General features: G+C 41.3%; 13 protein-coding genes. 4 read left to right on the plus strand and 9 right to left on the minus strand.

What is annotated here, in order from left to right; genetic code table 11:
• Positions 1-51: 51 nt before the first annotated feature.
• The 7 genes from NQU59_RS05935 to NQU59_RS05965 all read right to left on the minus strand — a co-directional run bounded on the left by NQU59_RS05935 (position 52) and on the right by NQU59_RS05965 (position 10309).
• On the minus strand, positions 52-639 hold the full coding sequence (locus NQU59_RS05935) for a tetratricopeptide repeat protein (RefSeq protein WP_257065314.1): 588 nt from the start codon (positions 637-639) through the stop codon (positions 52-54).
• Positions 636-1229 carry a methionine biosynthesis protein MetW gene (metW, locus tag NQU59_RS05940; protein ID WP_005238649.1) on the minus strand — a complete coding sequence of 198 codons (594 nt, stop codon included), beginning with the start codon at positions 1227-1229 and terminating at the stop codon, positions 636-638. Before metW ends, NQU59_RS05935 begins: the two co-directional genes overlap by 4 nt.
• A complete protein-coding gene (gene metX, locus NQU59_RS05945; RefSeq protein ID WP_005238651.1) occupies positions 1229-2389 on the minus strand; it encodes a homoserine O-succinyltransferase MetX in 1161 nt (386 codons plus the stop codon). The genes metW and metX overlap by 1 nt, the downstream gene beginning before the upstream one ends.
• A 126-nt stretch (positions 2390-2515) precedes the next feature.
• Entirely contained in the window at positions 2516-4213 is a 1698-nt protein-coding gene (gene leuA / locus NQU59_RS05950) for a 2-isopropylmalate synthase (RefSeq protein WP_005238653.1), read from the minus strand.
• 461 nt (positions 4214-4674) lie between these two features.
• A complete protein-coding gene (locus NQU59_RS05955) occupies positions 4675-5358 on the minus strand; it encodes a Fe2+-dependent dioxygenase (RefSeq protein WP_005238654.1) in 684 nt (227 codons plus the stop codon).
• 106 nt (positions 5359-5464) lie between these two features.
• Positions 5465-7777, minus strand: a complete 2313-nt coding sequence (locus NQU59_RS05960) for a TonB-dependent receptor (protein WP_257065315.1) — start codon at positions 7775-7777, stop codon at positions 5465-5467.
• A gap of 327 nt (positions 7778-8104) precedes the next feature.
• Positions 8105-10309, minus strand: coding sequence for a TonB-dependent receptor (locus NQU59_RS05965; protein WP_257065316.1), 2205 nt, complete (start codon positions 10307-10309; stop codon positions 8105-8107).
• A 228-nt stretch (positions 10310-10537) separates the two neighbouring features.
• On the opposite strand from NQU59_RS05965, the gene tig reads away from it, so the two are divergent.
• From tig to NQU59_RS05985, 4 genes are all read left to right on the plus strand, one after another.
• The gene (gene tig / locus NQU59_RS05970; protein WP_005238659.1) at positions 10538-11869 is read left to right on the plus strand and encodes a trigger factor; all 1332 of its coding nucleotides are present in this window, start codon (positions 10538-10540) and stop codon (positions 11867-11869) included.
• A gap of 268 nt (positions 11870-12137) precedes the next feature.
• Positions 12138-12743 carry an ATP-dependent Clp endopeptidase proteolytic subunit ClpP gene (gene clpP, locus NQU59_RS05975; protein WP_004877521.1) on the plus strand — a complete coding sequence of 202 codons (606 nt, stop codon included), beginning with the start codon at positions 12138-12140 and terminating at the stop codon, positions 12741-12743.
• 41 nt (positions 12744-12784) lie between these two features.
• Positions 12785-14095: an ATP-dependent Clp protease ATP-binding subunit ClpX gene (gene clpX / locus NQU59_RS05980; RefSeq protein WP_005238662.1), complete on the plus strand. Its 1311-nt coding sequence runs from the start codon at positions 12785-12787 to the stop codon at positions 14093-14095.
• A 153-nt stretch (positions 14096-14248) separates the two neighbouring features.
• Positions 14249-14965 carry a DUF2846 domain-containing protein gene (locus tag NQU59_RS05985; RefSeq protein WP_257065317.1) on the plus strand — a complete coding sequence of 239 codons (717 nt, stop codon included), beginning with the start codon at positions 14249-14251 and terminating at the stop codon, positions 14963-14965.
• A gap of 22 nt (positions 14966-14987) precedes the next feature.
• Here the strand turns inward: NQU59_RS05985 and NQU59_RS05990 are convergent, their stop codons facing one another.
• Both NQU59_RS05990 and NQU59_RS05995 read right to left on the minus strand, forming a co-directional pair.
• Positions 14988-15530 carry a DUF2059 domain-containing protein gene (locus NQU59_RS05990; RefSeq protein WP_257065318.1) on the minus strand — a complete coding sequence of 181 codons (543 nt, stop codon included), beginning with the start codon at positions 15528-15530 and terminating at the stop codon, positions 14988-14990.
• Positions 15531-15633: 103 nt separating this feature from the next.
• Positions 15634-17160 (minus strand): fumarate hydratase, encoded by a 1527-nt coding sequence (locus NQU59_RS05995; protein ID WP_005238666.1) that lies wholly within the window; start codon positions 17158-17160, stop codon positions 15634-15636.
• Positions 17161-17211: the final 51 nt, after the last annotated feature.

Consider the following 17211-nt stretch of genomic DNA (forward strand, 5'->3'; position numbering starts at 1 on the left):
AACCGACTCTCACAAGTCGGTTTTTATATCATCCAATAGATCTAAATCAGATTATTGCGCTTGAATCCATTTATCAGCACGGTCACGTGCAGTACGGATCTGATCTTGAGTCAAGTTTGCAGCCAATGCGGTTTTCTTCCCTTCAGATAGGCTGATGACTTTAGTATCCAGCATGCCATCACGGGTAGATAACTCATACCATTGATAAGCGCCAACAAAGTTTTTCTTTTGCTCTTCCATCATTGCAAGATTGAAGCTGGCACGGTTATCGCCGTTGCTTGCTGCTTTCTCGAAATATTTACGCGCTAAAGCTTCGTCTTTTTTGGTACCAATACCATCGGCATACATACGACCGACATTCAACTGCGCTGCAGATAAGCCTTGATCTGCTGCTGCCTTGAATAAAGAGAATGCTTGTTTCTCATCTTTAGCAACGTCTTTACCAAATTGGTAGCGGGTTGCTAAATAAAACTGTGCCCCAGCTTGACCAGATCTTGCTGCGCTTTGTAATTCACTGATACTCATGACTGAATATCGCGCTGCCTGTGTTGCCACAGATTGTGGTTGAGCAACATAGTCAGCGTGCGCTTGTATACTGATCAGACCAAATAAAAATGTGCTGATTAATGTCTTTTTCATAGAGCGCTCACTCGATAAATTGCGACTTCACCAAATAGGTTCGGCATATGCTTACTGAGCACACTACCTTGTTGGTCACCATTAACGGCAAGTCGATTAATAATTTTAATCCGATTCTCAGCACACAAGGCTTCAAAGTCACGGAAAGTACATAAATGAATATTCGGGGTGTTATACCACATATATGGCAAAGCTTCCGAAACAGGCATTTTCCCTTTCAAGGCAAGAAAAGAACGTGTCTTCCAATGCGCAAAGTTTGGAAAAGTAATAATGGCCTGTTTGCCGACACGCACCATATCACGAAGTAATACATCGGGGGCATCTACAGCTTGCAAAGCTTGTGCCATGACCACAGAGTCAAAAGACTGGTCGGCAAAACGGCTTAAACCGAGGTTTAAGTCCTGTTGGATAATATTTAACCCCCGACTGATGGCAATTGCAATCTTTTCTTGATCAATTTCTAGCCCATAGGCACGAATATTGTGCTGTTTACTCATATGAGCCAGCAATTCACCATCACCACAGCCTAAGTCTAACACGCTAGAGTTCGGGTTGATCCATTTTTCAGCGAGTCGTTGATCTATACGCATTAGTGCTGCTCCTGCGATGTCGATTGCAACTGTTGTTCTCCACCTAAAAATGCGCGTAGGGTTTTCACGTAGAGTGGAATAGGGAAGAGGAAAGAGTCATGCCCTTGTTCAGCATCAATGTCTAAGTAGCTGACAGGCTTATGATTATCAATCAAAGCATCCACCAGTTCCTGTGAGCGACTCGGACTAAAACGCCAGTCTGTGGTAAATGAAATCACCAAAAATTGGCACTTCGGTTGACTCATGGCTTTCGTCAAAGAATGTTCATATTCACGTGAAGGGTCAAAATAATCCAAGGCCTTGGTCATAATCAAGTAAGTATTTGCATCGAAATTGCGACTAAATTGTTCACCTTGGTAACGCAAATAGCTTTCCACTTGGAATTCGACATCAAAGCCATACATAAATTTGCCCGATTTTAAATCGCGACCAAATTTTTGTTTCATGGCTTCTTCAGACAGGTAGGTGATATGACCGACCATCCGTGCCAGAATCAAACCGCGTTTGGGATAGCTGTCATTTTCAAGATAACGGCCATGATGGAAATCAGGATCGGAAAGAATTGATTGGCGCGCAACCTCGTTGAAGGCAATATTTTGTGCGGAAAGCTTGGGTGCACTGGCAATAATGGCACATTTTTTTAAGCGGTCTGGATAATCCAGTGACCATTGTAGTGCCTGCATTCCCCCCAAAGAGCCGCCAATCACTGAATACCAAACTTTAATCCCTAAACGATCTGACAGCATGGCTTGGGTTTTGACCCAATCGCGAACTGTGACCAATGGAAAGTCTGGGCCATAAGGACGATTTTCATTTTCAGGATTGGGTGAGGTTGGTCCCGTTGAACCGCTGCAACCCCCGATATTATTTAAGGAAACGACAAAGAAGTGATTGGTATCAATCGCTTTTCCCGGTCCAATACAACTGTCCCACCAACCTGCTTTTTTGTCATCATCATGATGGTAGCCTGCCGCATGGTGATGTCCTGACAATGCATGACAAATCAGAATGGCATTGGATTGATCTGCATTGAGTGTTCCATAGGTTTCAACCATTAAATCGAAACGCGGCAATACTCGGCCACATTCAAGTTCTAAAGGTTGTTCAAACTGAAACTTTTGTGGTGTGACTAAACCCACTGAATCCGATGGAAAAGACACTGGAATGATTCGCCCTATAATAAATCATTAATAATAAAAGGATACCAATTCAGGTATCCTTTCCAAAGTCATTTTTTCTGATATTACAACTCAGCTTTACTGACGATTATATGATATTTCACTGATCTAAACCGCAGCAGCAACCACTTGATCTGTGGTCAAGACGCCTTGTTCAATCAGACGGTTGGTACAGGCAATAATGGCCTCGATTGATGACGTCACGATGTTGTCATGCACACCGGCACCGAATGCACTCTTACCTGTGCCTTTGACTTGAAGCTCAATCAAGGCAAGGGCTTTGGCATTGGCACCAGAACTGATGCTGCGCTCTTCATAGTTCACCACATCAATTGGTAACTGCAAGGCATTGAGCATGGCTGAAATTGGGCCATTACCTTCACCACGGAGGCGTTGAATTTCGCCGTCGATTTCAACGTCTAATTCAATGATTTGTGTACCATTAATATCCGACAATTGATAATGTTTGGTGTGATAATGACTGTTTTTCACATCCACATAAGTCTTTTCAAATAATGACCAGATTTCATGTGCACTGATTTCAGTCCCGTTTTCATCAGTATGTTGTTGTACGATCTGACTGAATTCAATTTGGACACGGCGTGGCAAGGCAACGTTGTAGTTCGATTCCAATAAGTAAGCGATACCGCCTTTGCCTGACTGGCTATTGACACGGATGACCGCATCATAGTCACGACCCAAGTCTTTCGGATCGATTGGCAAGTAAGGCATATCCCAGATCTCTTCGTTTTTCTGGAATTCGAAGCCTTTTTTAATTGCATCCTGGTGCGAACCAGAGAATGCAGTAAAGACCAAGTCACCTGCATATGGATGACGAGGGTGTACTGGTAAACCTGTACATTCTTCGACGGTGGCAATCACTTCGTTGATATTTGAGAAGTCTAAGTTTGGTGCAACACCTTGGGTATACATGTTCAAGGCAATTGCAGCAACGTCGACATTACCTGTACGCTCACCATTCCCAAACACACAACCTTCAACACGGTCAGCACCCGCCATGATCGCCAATTCAGAGGCTGCAATACCACAGCCACGGTCATTGTGGCAGTGAACTGAGATAATCACGCCATCACGACGCGCCAAGTTACGGTGCATCCATTCGATTTGATCGGCATAGACATTTGGTGTAGACACTTCGACCGTTGCAGGCAAGTTCAAAATGACTTTATTGGTCGGTGACGCTTCCCAGATTTCCGTGACAGCATCGCAGACCTCTTTGGCAACCTCTAATTCAGTTGCAGAGAAACATTCTGGACTGTATTGGAAAATCCAGTCCGTTGCCGGGTATTGTGCTGCATATTCTTTGACTTTTGTTGCGGCATTAATCGCAAGTTGTTTTGAGCCATTGGCATCGACATTCAAGACTTTCTTACGGAAAGTAGGCGAGTTTGAGTTGTAGATATGCACAATGGCACGTTCTGCACCAACTAAGGCTTCAAAAGTACGTTCGATCAAATGATCACGTGCTTGAACTAAAACCTCGATGTAAACATCTTTAGGGATCAAATTTTCTTCAATCAACTTACGGGTAAAATCAAAGTCGATTTGTGAGGCAGAAGGGAAGCCAATTTCAATATGTTTAAAGCCGATTTTAACCAACATGTGGAACATTTTTAATTTTTGATCCATATTCATCGGTTCAAAAATCGCTTGGTTACCATCACGAAGGTCGGTACTCATCCAGATCGGTGCTTGATTGATTTCATTATTCGGCCACTGGCGATCGGGTAAATCCACGCGCTGGTACATACGGCGGTATTTTTTGCTTGGGTCAGCCAACATCATGAGAGAACTCCTTGTCGTAGCCATGGTTGCTGATTCAAATTTAAGGCAACATGCTACAGATATATATGGTGTCTAAAAGAAATAATTTAAAGAGAAGGTGCAGATTGGGCGCCTAAAAGTAGAGGCGAAAAAATTATATGCGCGCGAGGCGCAGCATCAGGAGAAGTGCAGCGAGATGTGTTGTATGAGACGGGTGGGTAAAGCCGCAATTTGTTTTCATCATCTACCATCATTCATATTTGTCATTTAATTTTGCAGTTATCTTAATCATCTAACTAGACTCAGTCTAGGTGAAAATACAGACGACTGCAAAGGGCTGTAAAATATTTTAATTTGAATGAATGGAAAATATTTCCCTGTTTTTGCACTATTTTGTGGAACAGGGAAATATTTTTCGTTAATTTTATTAATATTGGAAAATAATGTGAGGATCGACTCTAAATGTGACGAGAACTGTTAAATTATAGCTCAGCCCATTTACGCATGAGATTATGATAAAGATTGGTGAGTTTAATGACTTCTGCATGAGTGTCACCGAGTTGCATACGTAGATTCTGAATCGTTTGATCTAAGGTGAACAGCATATTCCGATCAGCGTCATCACGCACCATACTTTGCACCCAAAAGAAGGAAGCAGTTCGGCAGCCGCTACGAATCGCAGTGACTTCATGCAGACTTGATGACGGGTAAAGTACCATATCACCCGCAGGTAATTTGGCTTCATGGTAGCCATAAGTATCTTCAATGACTAACTCACCCCCTTCATACTCATCCGGTTCAGATAAAAATAGAGTACAGGAGAGGTCTGTACGTAAACGCTCTTTAGTACCACGAATGCGACGGATTGAATTATCGACATGGAAACCAAAAGATTCCTGATTTTCATAACGATTGAAAAGAGGAGGGATAATATCTAGGGGGAGAGCTGCTGAAAGGAAGAGAGGATGTTTCCCCAATTCCTCTAAAATAATATTACTCAGATGGTGGGTTAAAGGGTGATCTTCAGGCAGTTGCTGATTATTTTTTACTGTGGCAGAGAGGGTGCCTGCGGTAACTTTGCCATTGGCCCATTCGATTTTATCCATTTCTTCGCGAAAGTACTGAATTTGTTCTTTGCTTAATACATTTGGAATATGATGGATCACAATGATTACCTTTATAAAAACAATGAATGATAAAAAATAGCCTCATTATTATGAGGCTATTTTTGCAATAAAATCCATAATTAAATTATGGGTTTTATTGGTGAGATTAGTACTTAAAGTTTACAGAGAGTACCGCACTGCGGCCTTCAGCCTCTGATGCATAGTGTGATGCATAAGCTTTGGTGAAGTAGCGTTTATCAGATAAGTTGTTGATGTTTAATTGTAGGTCAACATTTTTATCTACATTATAACGAGCCATTGCATCGTAGCGAACATAGCCTGGAACCCATTTGGTATTCGCTGCATCACCATACACTCTATCCATAGCCACTGCACCAGCGCCTAAAGTAAGCTGTGGCAAGACTTTATAGGTTGTCCAAAGTGTTGCTGAGTTTTTTGCAACGTTTTGAACTCGGTTACCATTGGTTGGGCTTGGTTGATAATCTGGTGCAGTTGCAGTTCCCTTATTAACAAAGCCAGCATCTACGATTTCACTGTCTAGATAGGTATAACCAGCCGATACAGCCCATTTATCTGTGAGGTTACCATTCGCACCAAGCTCAATACCATCCACACGCGTTTTACCAATGTTTCTTGTGAAACCATCCGTATCTAAGGCACGTGTATTATCTTTCTGTGTACGGAAAATAGCAGCGGTTAAATTTAATTTATTATTTAATAAATCCCATTTAGTACCAATTTCGTATGTTTTCACTTCTTCAGGTTTTAAGTTGTTGATTGCACGTGACTGTTCATCCGTAGTGCTTCGCCCTGGAACGCTAATACCCTCTGAACTATCACCAGCATCCACACCGACAGGGTTGGCAGAAGTTGCATAGCTGATATAAACAGCACCATTCTCAGTTGGTTTGAAAGTAAGGCCAGCCTGATAGTTGAAGAAATCATTGCTTGAACTATATTTTGTCCCAGCTTTGACAAGTGTCGCACCTGAACCCGAATCTTGATTGTATTTCATATCAGTTTCGAATTTGTCCCAACGAACACCCAGATCAAGTAACCATTGTGGGGTGATCGTGATGTTGTCCAGCACATAAACCGATTGAGTTTTTGAGGTAATATTGGTGACATTCGGATTTGCTTTGATATTGCCTAACCATGCATCACCAGAATTAGGATTGTTTAGGCTAGTACACCAGCCATTCGAGTTGGATAATGAACAAGCATTATTTGCATTATTATTGCTTGAACTCCCTCCAATTTTTGAAGTGTTTGGATCGGTAACAATGTTGGTTCCACGATCTGAATCTTGCTTAGAATATTCAACGCCAGTATTGAAACTATGTTTAAGTGAACCCGTATCAAACTTACCAGTTAATGCAAGTTGATCCGTAAAGGTATCCGTATTGGTTAAATTGGTATTGACTCGACGCCAAACTTGACCATTTACAATATTGCCTTGGCTGTCATCTGGTTGAGTCCATAAATAATCGTTTTTAGATTTGCTATAGACGGCTGTATTACGAAGCGTCAAATTTTCGCTTAAATCATGTTCTAACTTGATGGTACCAATCTGATTTTCTTGTTTTTGGAAATCACGATCTTTCCAACCATAATAAGTACCCTGTTTAACATCTACAGGTTTTCCCGCAGTTGTTTTCTTAGTCGTATCATATTGATATGGGATACCAGAATCTGGCTCATCATTTGTTTTTAAGTAGTAATAGCTCAAAGTCCCACGAGTGGCAGAATCTAAACCGAAGCTAATACTTGGTGCGATACCTGCACGTTTATATTCAGCCCCATCATGTTGGCCCGCTTTTTCATTTTGGTGACCCATCACAACGACACGAGCTGCAACACCATTACCAAAATCTTTATTACCATCTAAAGTAATACGAGCGTAATTGTCTGTACCCCCAGAAATAGAGCCTTCTAAAGCATCACCTTTTTTAGCGACTTTAGAAATCATGTTGATGCTACCGCCAGATGTACCTGCACCACCTAAAGCAGATGCTGAACCTTTGGTCACTTCTACTTGTTCGATGGCGAACATTTCGCGGTTTTGAGAGGTTGAGCTACGAATGCCATCTACATACATTGAACTTTCAGAGTTATAACCGCGAATGAATGGACGGTCACCATTTGGGTTACCACCTTCACCCGCACCGAGGGTAATGCCTGGAACAGTACGTAAAGCATCACTTAAGGTTGTAACTTGCGTGTCTTCAATCAATTGTTTTGAAATCACAGAAACCGATTTTGGTGTATCCAGAAGCGGGGCAACAAATTTGCTGTTTGCAGATTTATCTACTTTGAGACTTTGTTCTTGTTCAGCTTGAGCATGAATTGTTGGGAGTTGCACTGCTTGGTCTTGTGCAATAGCAGGTACTGCAATCACAGAAAGTGAAGATGCAATTGCAGAAGAAACGAGTTTCTTCCGTGATTTAATAAAAGACATTTGGATAAATCCTGTTACAGACCTTAATGGTTTTGTAAATAATAATGATTTCTATTTTTATTGCAGCGATTATTAATTTGTTTTTGCTATTAAAAAATAGATTATAATTTGTAAAAAGAATGGTAAAGATGATTAAGTTATACGTAAATATTTGATTTTATTTTTATATTAGAAAAAATTCTTATTTTTTAAATTTTTATGGTTATTTTGGATGGATCGTGAATTGATTGTAAAACTATATCTTTTGATTGTTGTGTTTGGGTGAATTTTCTTCATTTAGAAATATAAAAAAGGGCTTTCACGAATGAAAGCCCTAGAGCCGATTGATTAGAAACGATAGGTTCCTTTAATTGCAAAAGAGCGACCTGGTGCAACGGTTGAGAAAACACCAACATGAGACGCATCATAAATGCGTTCATTGCTTAGATTGTTGATATTCATTTGTAGGCCAAGCTCAGGCATAACTTGATAACTTGCAAAAGCATCAAAACGAGTGTGTTCTGGTAAGTAATAAGTATTGCTGTCATCTACATAGCGTTTACCAACATAGGTCGCGCCACCGCCTAAACGCAACTTATCGGTCACCGCATAGGTTGTCCATAAGTTTGCATTATGTTTTGCAATAAATTTCATCTGATTGCCATTATCAGGGTTGCTGACATAGTCAGAGCCTTGTTTAACAAAACCGCCATCCAGTAATTCGCTATCTAAATAGCTATAGCCAGCTGAAATATCCCAAAGTGGCGTGATTTGGCCAATCGTGCTGAGCTCGACACCACGTACACGGTTTTCGCCATCAATGGTTACAAAGCCATGAGGGTCTGTGGTTCTTGCATTGGTTTTACGCGTTTCAAACAAGGCAGCATTGACGGCTAAACGTTGGTTTAAAAGCTCCCATTTTGTACCCAGTTCAATACTACGACTTTTTTCAGGATCAATATTGTCAGCTAAACGGTTACCACTCGATATGCCATCCGCACCACCAGCTTGACCTAGATTATCACCACTTGGGTTTAGTGAGGTGGCAAAGTTTGCATAGACGCGACCATTGGGTGCAACTTTGTAAACACTACCAACTTGATAACTAAACATGTTTTCTGAAACAGTATCTTTAAAGTTGGTCGACTCATAGTCATCGAAACGTAAGCCAAGATTCAAGTCCAGTTTATCGTTTAGACTCACTGTATCAGTAACATAGATCCCCGTATTTTCGATTTCACCATCTTTCTTTTTAGCTGCATAGGTGATGTGGAAATTTGGGTGGGTGTTACGGCTTGGATTGTAAAAATCAATAATTTCTTTGCCAGCACCGGTAACGGTCATGGCTTTACTGCCAATGCGCTCTTTACTGTAATCGACGCCCGTTACAAGATTATGTTGAATTCCCCAAGTATTGAATTTCGCTTGTAGGTTTAACTGTCCACTATTGACATGGCTGGTCCGATAAGAGGTACGATCATTTTGCTCATAGGTCAGACCAGAACCTTCCGTTTTACAGGCAGCACCGCTGATTGCACTATCACAGCCAAAACTTAAGCGAGTAAAGAAATAGTCTTGAATGGTTTCTAAATCACGGGCAAGAAAGTTCAACTTTAAGTTTTCATTAAAGTCATGTTCTAAGCGTAAGTCGAAGCTTTCAGAGGTGTAATTTCTAAAATCAATGTCTGGGCGACCAAAATTGGTCTCAAATGGCATGCTTTCAATTGGGGTTTTACGATTAGGGTTTTTGGCATTGCTGAAGGGTAATCCCATATCAGGCGTGTCGTTAAACTCTAAACGGCTATAGCCTACAGTGAAGCGGGTAGGGGTATTGAGGCCAATGGTAATTGATGGTGCAACACCCCAACGATCAACTTCAACATTATCACGGCGGGCAACTTCACCTTGATCCAGCATGGCATTAAGGCGCACTGCAATATTGTCATTTATTGCAACATTATTATCTGTGGTAAAGCGATATTTGGTGTGACCTTTACCTGAGTTCTGGTATTCAGAGGTAACTGTCGATTCAGTTTTATCTTTTGGTTTCTTGGTGATCAGGTTAATTGTGCCGCCCGTAGAGCCACGACCCGTATAAACTGAACCTGGTCCTTTAGTCACTTCAACGCTTTCTAGGTTAAAGACCTCATGTGAACCACGTGCATAATCTCGCATACCGTCAATCAGAATATCTGTACTGGCTTCATAACCACGAATAAATGGGCGATCTCCCATCGGTGTGCCACCCTCACCTGAACCCAAGGTAATTCCTGGTGTGGTACGTAATACATCTTGTAGCGAGCTTGCACCACGCTCATCAATTTCTTCTTTTGAAATAATATTAATGGTACGGGCTGTATCTAAAAGCGGGGTGGTAATTTTGGAATTACTGGATTCCTTAGCGTAGTAAGACGTGTGTTCAGCTTTTGTTTTAATGGTTTCGAGTGTGTGTACGACTTCTTCGTTGGCCATTGCAAAAGGCGTTGCTGTCATGCCAATGAGTGATGCAACTGCTAATTTGTTCTGTTTTTTCCTACTCTTAATATAACCCATACCCATTTACGCCCTATTTTAACCAGAATCAAAAAAGGAAAATAATAATGATAAAGTTTATCATTTACAATAAAAATAATTATTTTTAAGGTTGTTTTAAGAAAACTATGATTTTGGCTAAAATGAGAAATATATGTGCTTTTTAGCATCCGATTTTGTATATCCAGAAAGTTGTCATATAATGTGGCACTTTAAAAATTGTTATTACTAACTAATATCGAGGAAGCCATGCAAGTAACGACTGAAGCGGTTTCGGGCGTTGCCCGTCGTTTAAATGTTTCTGTACCGACGAGCCGTGTTAACGAGCAGTTTGAAGCTCGCTTACAACGCACTGCCAAAACTGTGAAGATCAACGGCTTCCGTCCAGGTAAAGTGCCTTTGAATGTTGTTCGCCGTGAATATGGTGCGAGCATTTATCAAGAAGTTGTGAATGACATCATTCGTGACACTGTATTTGAAGCAATTCAACAAGAAAAAATCAATGCGGTCGGTATGCCGAACATTGAGAAAGTTGAAAACAAAGATGATGCTTTAGTTTTTGAAGCGACTGTTGAAGTTTATCCAGAAGTAGAAGTGAAAGCTTTTGCTGATCTAGAAGTTGAACGTAAATCATCAGAAATCAACGACAAAGACGTTGATGTAATGATCGAAAACTTGCAAAAACAACGTCAAACTTGGGCTGTAACTAAAGGTATGGCGAAGAAAGACATGCAAGTAACTTTCGACTTCGAAGGGACTGTTGATGGTGAGAAGTTTGAAGGCGGCGCTGCTGAAGACTTTAAACTGGTACTTGGTTCAGGTCGTATGATCCCAGGTTTTGAAGACGGTATCGTTGGTATGAAAGCTGGCGAAGAGAAAGTGATTGATGTCACTTTCCCTGAAGATTACCAAGCTGAAAACTTAGCGGGTAAAGCGGCTCAATTCAAAATCACTGTGAAGCAAGTTGAAAAAGCAAAACTTCCTGAGATTGATGCTGAATTCTTAAAAATCTTCGGTTTGACTGAAGAGGAAGGCCTAGACAAGTTAAAAGCTGACGTTCGTAAGAATATGGAACGTGAAGTTCGCAACGGTCTTCGTAACCAAGTTAAACAAGCTGCATTTGATGCGCTTGTTGCTGCAAACGAAATTGAAGTGCCAGCTTCAATGGTTGCTCAAGAAGTTGACCGTCAACGTCAACAAATGATCCAGCAGTTTACGCAACAGTTTGGTGCTCAAGGTGCAGGTGCATTTGACAGCAGCATGCTTCCAGATGAATTGTTCAAAGAACAAGCTGAAAAATCAGTTAAGCTTGGTGTATTGGTCAGCAAAGTATTGGCTGACGCTAAACTTGAAGTGGATCAAGCACGTGTTGATGCTTATATCGATGACATGGCTTCTTCTTATGAAGACCCAACAGAAGTTGTTGAATACTTCAAAAATGACAAACAACAACGTGCTCAAATCGAAGCAGTTGTGTTAGAAGATCAAGTGGTTGATCACATCTTAGCTTCGGCTAAAGTAAAAGATGTTGCGATCAGCTATGAAGACTTATTAAAAGAGCAACAAGCTCGTCGTGGCTAAGCTTTTAAAAGTTGATTAAAGAAAAAGGCGCTTAATGCGCCTTTTTCTTTAGAAGAAGATCGCGTGCCTTCATATCTTTTGTGAGATGCAAAAGCATTCATGTCAGCTCTTTAAACCCTCTGTTATGAAAGTGTTAATTTAATTCGAAATTGCCAGATTTTAGTCTAAATAATCGAATATTTCAGATTGAACCTTTTGCAATTTCATTGATTATCCCTCATATTGTTGGCATAGATCGAGTCACAATAATTTAGGAATAAGTAAACGTATGTATGTTCCAACAATTGAAAATGCTTTAGTTCCTGTTGTCGTTGAACAATCCTCTCGTGGTGAGCGTTCATTTGATATTTATTCACGTCTATTACGTGAGCGTGTTATTTTTCTAACGGGTGAAGTTGAAGATAACATGGCGAACTTAATCGTTGCGCAGATGTTATTCTTAGAAGCAGAAAATCCAGAAAAAGATATCCATCTCTATATTAACTCACCGGGTGGTTCTGTGACTGCGGGTATGGCGATTTATGACACCATGCAGTTTATCAAACCTGATGTTGTAACTTATTGCATGGGACAAGCAGCATCAATGGGTGCATTCTTATTGAATGCAGGTGCAAAAGGCAAACGTTACTGTCTGGAAAATGCACGTGTCATGATTCACCAGCCACTTGGTGGTTTCCGTGGTCAGGCGTCTGATATTGAAATTCACGCACGTGAAATTCTGTTTATCAAAGAGCGTTTAAATCGTTTGATGGCTGAACACAGTGGCCAAGATTATGAAACGGTTGCACGTGACACAGATCGTGACAATTTTATGACTGCTCAAGCAGCCAAAGAATATGGTTTAGTTGACCAGGTACTAAGCAAACGTCCGTAATTTTTAGGGCCTAAGTTTAAGATTTAAGTTGTGGAGTAAATATGTCCGAACATCCTCAAGGACAAAAACATTGTTCATTTTGTGGTAAAACGCAATCTGAAGTTGGAAAGCTGATTGCAGGTGAGGACGCATATATTTGTAATGAGTGTGTAGATGTCTGCTTGGACTTGGTTCAAACCAGTCAACAAGTGGAAGCAGGGGATTGGGCAACCAAAGCCTTGCCGAAACCACATGAAATACGTGCTGCCTTAGACCAATATGTGATTGGGCAAGATGTTGCGAAGAAAACCTTATCGGTTGCAGTATATAACCATTATAAACGTTTGAAAGTGGGTCAGTCGACTCATGGGCATCAAGAGATTGAAATTGCGAAAAGTAATATTTTGCTGATTGGGCCTACGGGTTCAGGTAAAACATTATTGGCGCAAACATTGGCTCGTTTGCTCGATGTTCCCTTTGCGATGGCAGATGCCACCACTTTAACCGAAGCAGGTTATGTCGGTGAAGATGTTGAAAACATCGTGCAAAAGTTATTGCAAAAAGCGGATTACGATGTAGAGAAAGCACAAAAAGGCATTATCTACATTGATGAGATTGATAAGATTACCCGTAAATCTGAAAATCCATCGATTACCCGTGATGTGTCAGGTGAAGGCGTACAACAAGCCTTATTGAAAATGATTGAAGGTACGGTTGCGTCTATTCCACCACAAGGTGGTCGTAAGCACCCACAGCAAGAATTTATCCAAATCGATACGGCCAATATCCTGTTTATTTGTGGTGGTGCGTTCTCTGGTCTGGAAAAAATTGTCCAACAGCGTCAAGAGAAAGGTGGGATTGGTTTTACCGCAGATGTGAAAAATAAAGATGACAGCAAAAAAGTCTCTGAATTGTTCCGTCAGGTTGAAGCAACAGACTTGGTTAAATTCGGTTTGATTCCAGAATTTATTGGTCGTTTGCCTGTGATTGCGACATTAGAGGAACTGGATGAAGAAGCCTTGATGCAGATTTTGACAGAACCGAAAAATGCATTAACACGTCAGTATCAATATCTGTTTACCATGGAAAATGTAGATCTGGTCTTTGATGAGTCTGCGTTACGTGCCGTGGCGAAAAAAGCACTTGACCGTAATACAGGGGCACGTGGTTTACGTTCAATTCTGGAAAATGTATTGCTGGAAACCATGTATGACTTACCAAGTCGTACCGATGTTGGAACTGTGATTGTGGATGCAGCTGTGATTAACGGAACAGCGAAACCAACATTTAAAGCAGAGCGGTTACCGCAGGTTGGGACGCCAGAAGTGATTGAAAAGAAGGATTTGAAGGTAGTTGATTCTAAATCGGCTTAATTCACATTCATCTAAAAAAGCATGAAAGGCTTAGCTTTTCATGCTTTTTTTATTTGCAATTGAACGTTGAGGTGTTAATCTTAAAAAATTGAAAAAATCCGCATAGTTTTGCGCAGTTAAAAATAAATCCAAGAAAACGCCTTGAGGGATGTCATGCGTTATTTAATATTGTCATTATGTTGTGCAGGGGTGTTGGCTGGCTGTCAAAGTCATAAAACAGTTGAAGAAAAACCAACCGCACTGACTGCAACACTACCATCTGTTGATACAGCAAAAGAACCAGGCCTATTGGATCAATATCATGTTGGTGGTTTCAGCGCTGGTGGTTGGGTCAATCAAAAGTTAGGCCAATATTACGCACCAATCAAACCACAAAATGATCAAGCAGCGATCGTTTATCTGTATCGTCCCGATACCCGTTGGAATCGTCAGGAAATTGCCGCAGCAAATTTGTTTGTTAATGGCTATCGTATCCCCAGTCTGTTACATAACCACTATTATTGGCTGGAACTTCCTGCAGGTACCTATCGTCTGAGTGTAAGTCGTCCACTGGTGGGACTGCATTTTCAAAAGCCAAAATATTTAGACTTTACTGTGGATGCTGCACAAACCTATTTCATTAAATATGATGAAGAAAATAAGATTTCACGCAGTGAGCACACGGGCCCTTTTATGATTACACCAGAAAAAGTGGCCCATCAGGAAATTGCATTTACCCGTTTAAAATCATCGAGCTATAACTTCGTGGCACAAGATGCATCAGGTAAGGTGCGTTCCAAACCACAAGAATTAAAGCCAGCCAGATATGATGAGAAATCAGAAGTACATTTGGTGAAACCGTTTAAACTCTGGAATCCTTTGACTTGGTAATCACCATCAAGAAAACAGCAGTTTATTCCGCTTGAATTAAGGGTTGAAGGATAGTGAGGAACTGCGCTTTCAATTGTGAGCTTTGCTCTGGATCGCTTAAGGTTTTTTGACTGATGTTGCTCATATATTGAAAAATATTGGTGCTAATCAGCAAGGTTTTTTGATTGATGGATTGACCTTCGGGTGTTTTTAAAAACTTTAAATACGCCTGTACTTCTTCTTCGCTCAAGGCATCGGCATAAATTTTCTCAATTGCCTGTAGGGTTTCCGGACGAGCAAATACTTTGGAACTGGTCTCTTTGAGAAGTTGGCTCAGTTCTAAAACCGCGAGATGCTCTTGAGTTGTGGTGAGTTTTTCTTTTCCCAATACCCGCAATAAAATAGTTTCAGCTTCAAGGTCAAGCGTTGGTTGCATTTCATCAAGTGACGTATTTAGCACATGTTCAAGGTCACTGAGTTGAACCAGTTCTTTGACCGATTTGCTTTGAGCGGGGGATGCAAATGTATTTTGTATGCCTGCGAGAAGGCAAAGTCCAGTCACTAAGCTGAACATCGATTTATTCATCTCTATATCGCCTTATTCTTCTCATCTTTTTTATAATCTAGCAGAAGCTTTAGGCAAAAAAATAGCCGAATACGATGATTCGGCTATTTGAATTGTATGAATATTATGACGCAGCAGCATCAACCACTGGAATCTTGCCAATCTTGGCTTGCCAGATTTTTGGTGCAGTGGCATGGATTGAAGTACCATTTACATCCACCGCAACGGAAACAGGCATATCTTCAACCACGAATTTGTAGATGGCTTCCATACCTAAATCAGCAAAGGCCACGACTTCCGCTTCACGAACTGCTTTAGACACGAGGTAAGCCGCACCACCAACAGCCATCAAGTACGTTGCCTGATTGTCTTTGATCGCTTCAATTGCCGCAGGACCACGATCCGCTTTACCAATCATACCGAACAAGCCAGTTGCTTCTAACACTTGGCGAGTGAACTTATCCATACGGGTTGCAGTGGTTGGGCCAGCAGGACCAACGACTTCATCACCCACAGGATCAACGGGGCCAACGTAGTAAATAAATTTACCTTTTAAGTCGACTGGAAGTTCTTCGCCATTGTTTAACATGTCAACCATACGCTTATGCGCAGCATCACGACCTGTATAAATGGTACCGTTCAATAATAAGGTATCGCCTGGTTTCCAAGCATTCATTTCTTCTTGAGTAATGGTATCGAGGTTGACACGTTTCGATTGTGAAGAATCCCAAGTCACGGCAGGGTAGTCTTCAAGTTTTGGTGCTTGAATATGCGCAACACCTGAACCGTCTAACTGGAAGTGTGCGTGACGAGTCGCGGCACAGTTCGGAATCATACCGACGGGTTTACCTGCTGCGTGGCATGGGTAATCCTTGATTTTAATATCAAGGACTGTAGTTAAACCACCAAGACCTTGTGCACCAATCCCCAACGCATTGACTTTCTCGAAGATCTCGATACGGAGTTCTTCCATTTTGCTTTGTGGACCACGACGAAGTAATTCGTCCATGTTGATTTCTTCCATGAGTGCTTCTTTTGCAAGCATCATGGCTTTTTCAGCAGTACCACCAATCCCGATACCGAGCATACCCGGTGGACACCAGCCTGCACCCATAGTTGGAACAGTTTTCAGTACCCAGTCCACAATTGAATCAGATGGGTTGAGCATTGCAAGTTTAGATTTATTCTCTGAACCGCCACCCTTCGCTGCAACGGTAATATCAACTTTATTACCAGGAACGAGTTTGTAATGAATCACGGCAGGGGTATTGTCTTTGGTATTCTTACGACCAAAAGCTGGATCTGCTAAAACTGAGGCACGCAGTACGTTTGAGTTTTCTAGGTAACCTTGGCGTACACCTTCGTTGACTGCATCATCCAGACTCATGCTTAAATCAAATTTAACATCTAAGCCGACTTCAAGGAAAACGTTAACGATCCCTGTATCCTGACAGATTGGTCGGTGACCTTCAGCACACATACGTGAGTTGATAAGGATCTGGGCAATAGCGTCTTTTGCAGCTTTATTTTCTTCACGATCATAGGCACGGCTCATCGCTTGGATGAAGTCTTGTGGGTGATAGTAAGAAATAAACTGCAGGGCATCCTTGATTGATGTAATCAAGTCATCTTGTTTGATGATCGTTGTCATATCAAATTTCTCTTGAGCGGGCGATTAGCTGGCGGGCTAAATTATATGACA

Origin of the sequence: Acinetobacter colistiniresistens, from assembly GCF_024582815.1 — a bacterium.
Classification (GTDB): domain Bacteria; phylum Pseudomonadota; class Gammaproteobacteria; order Pseudomonadales; family Moraxellaceae; genus Acinetobacter.

Coding starts and splice junctions, on each gene's coding strand:
- NQU59_RS05935 (WP_257065314.1), bottom strand. CDS start 639: ATGAAAAAGACATTAATCAGCACATTTTTATTTGGTCTGATCAGTATA.
- metW (WP_005238649.1), bottom strand. CDS start 1,229: ATGCGTATAGATCAACGACTCGCTGAAAAATGGATCAACCCGAACTCT.
- leuA (WP_005238653.1), bottom strand. CDS start 4,213: ATGATGTTGGCTGACCCAAGCAAAAAATACCGCCGTATGTACCAGCGC.
- NQU59_RS05960 (WP_257065315.1), bottom strand. CDS start 7,777: ATGTCTTTTATTAAATCACGGAAGAAACTCGTTTCTTCTGCAATTGCA.
- NQU59_RS05965 (WP_257065316.1), bottom strand. CDS start 10,309: ATGGGTTATATTAAGAGTAGGAAAAAACAGAACAAATTAGCAGTTGCA.
- tig (WP_005238659.1), top strand. CDS start 10,538: ATGCAAGTAACGACTGAAGCGGTTTCGGGCGTTGCCCGTCGTTTAAAT.
- clpP (WP_004877521.1), top strand. CDS start 12,138: ATGTATGTTCCAACAATTGAAAATGCTTTAGTTCCTGTTGTCGTTGAA.
- clpX (WP_005238662.1), top strand. CDS start 12,785: ATGTCCGAACATCCTCAAGGACAAAAACATTGTTCATTTTGTGGTAAA.
- NQU59_RS05985 (WP_257065317.1), top strand. CDS start 14,249: ATGCGTTATTTAATATTGTCATTATGTTGTGCAGGGGTGTTGGCTGGC.
- NQU59_RS05990 (WP_257065318.1), bottom strand. CDS start 15,530: ATGAATAAATCGATGTTCAGCTTAGTGACTGGACTTTGCCTTCTCGCA.
- NQU59_RS05995 (WP_005238666.1), bottom strand. CDS start 17,160: ATGACAACGATCATCAAACAAGATGACTTGATTACATCAATCAAGGAT.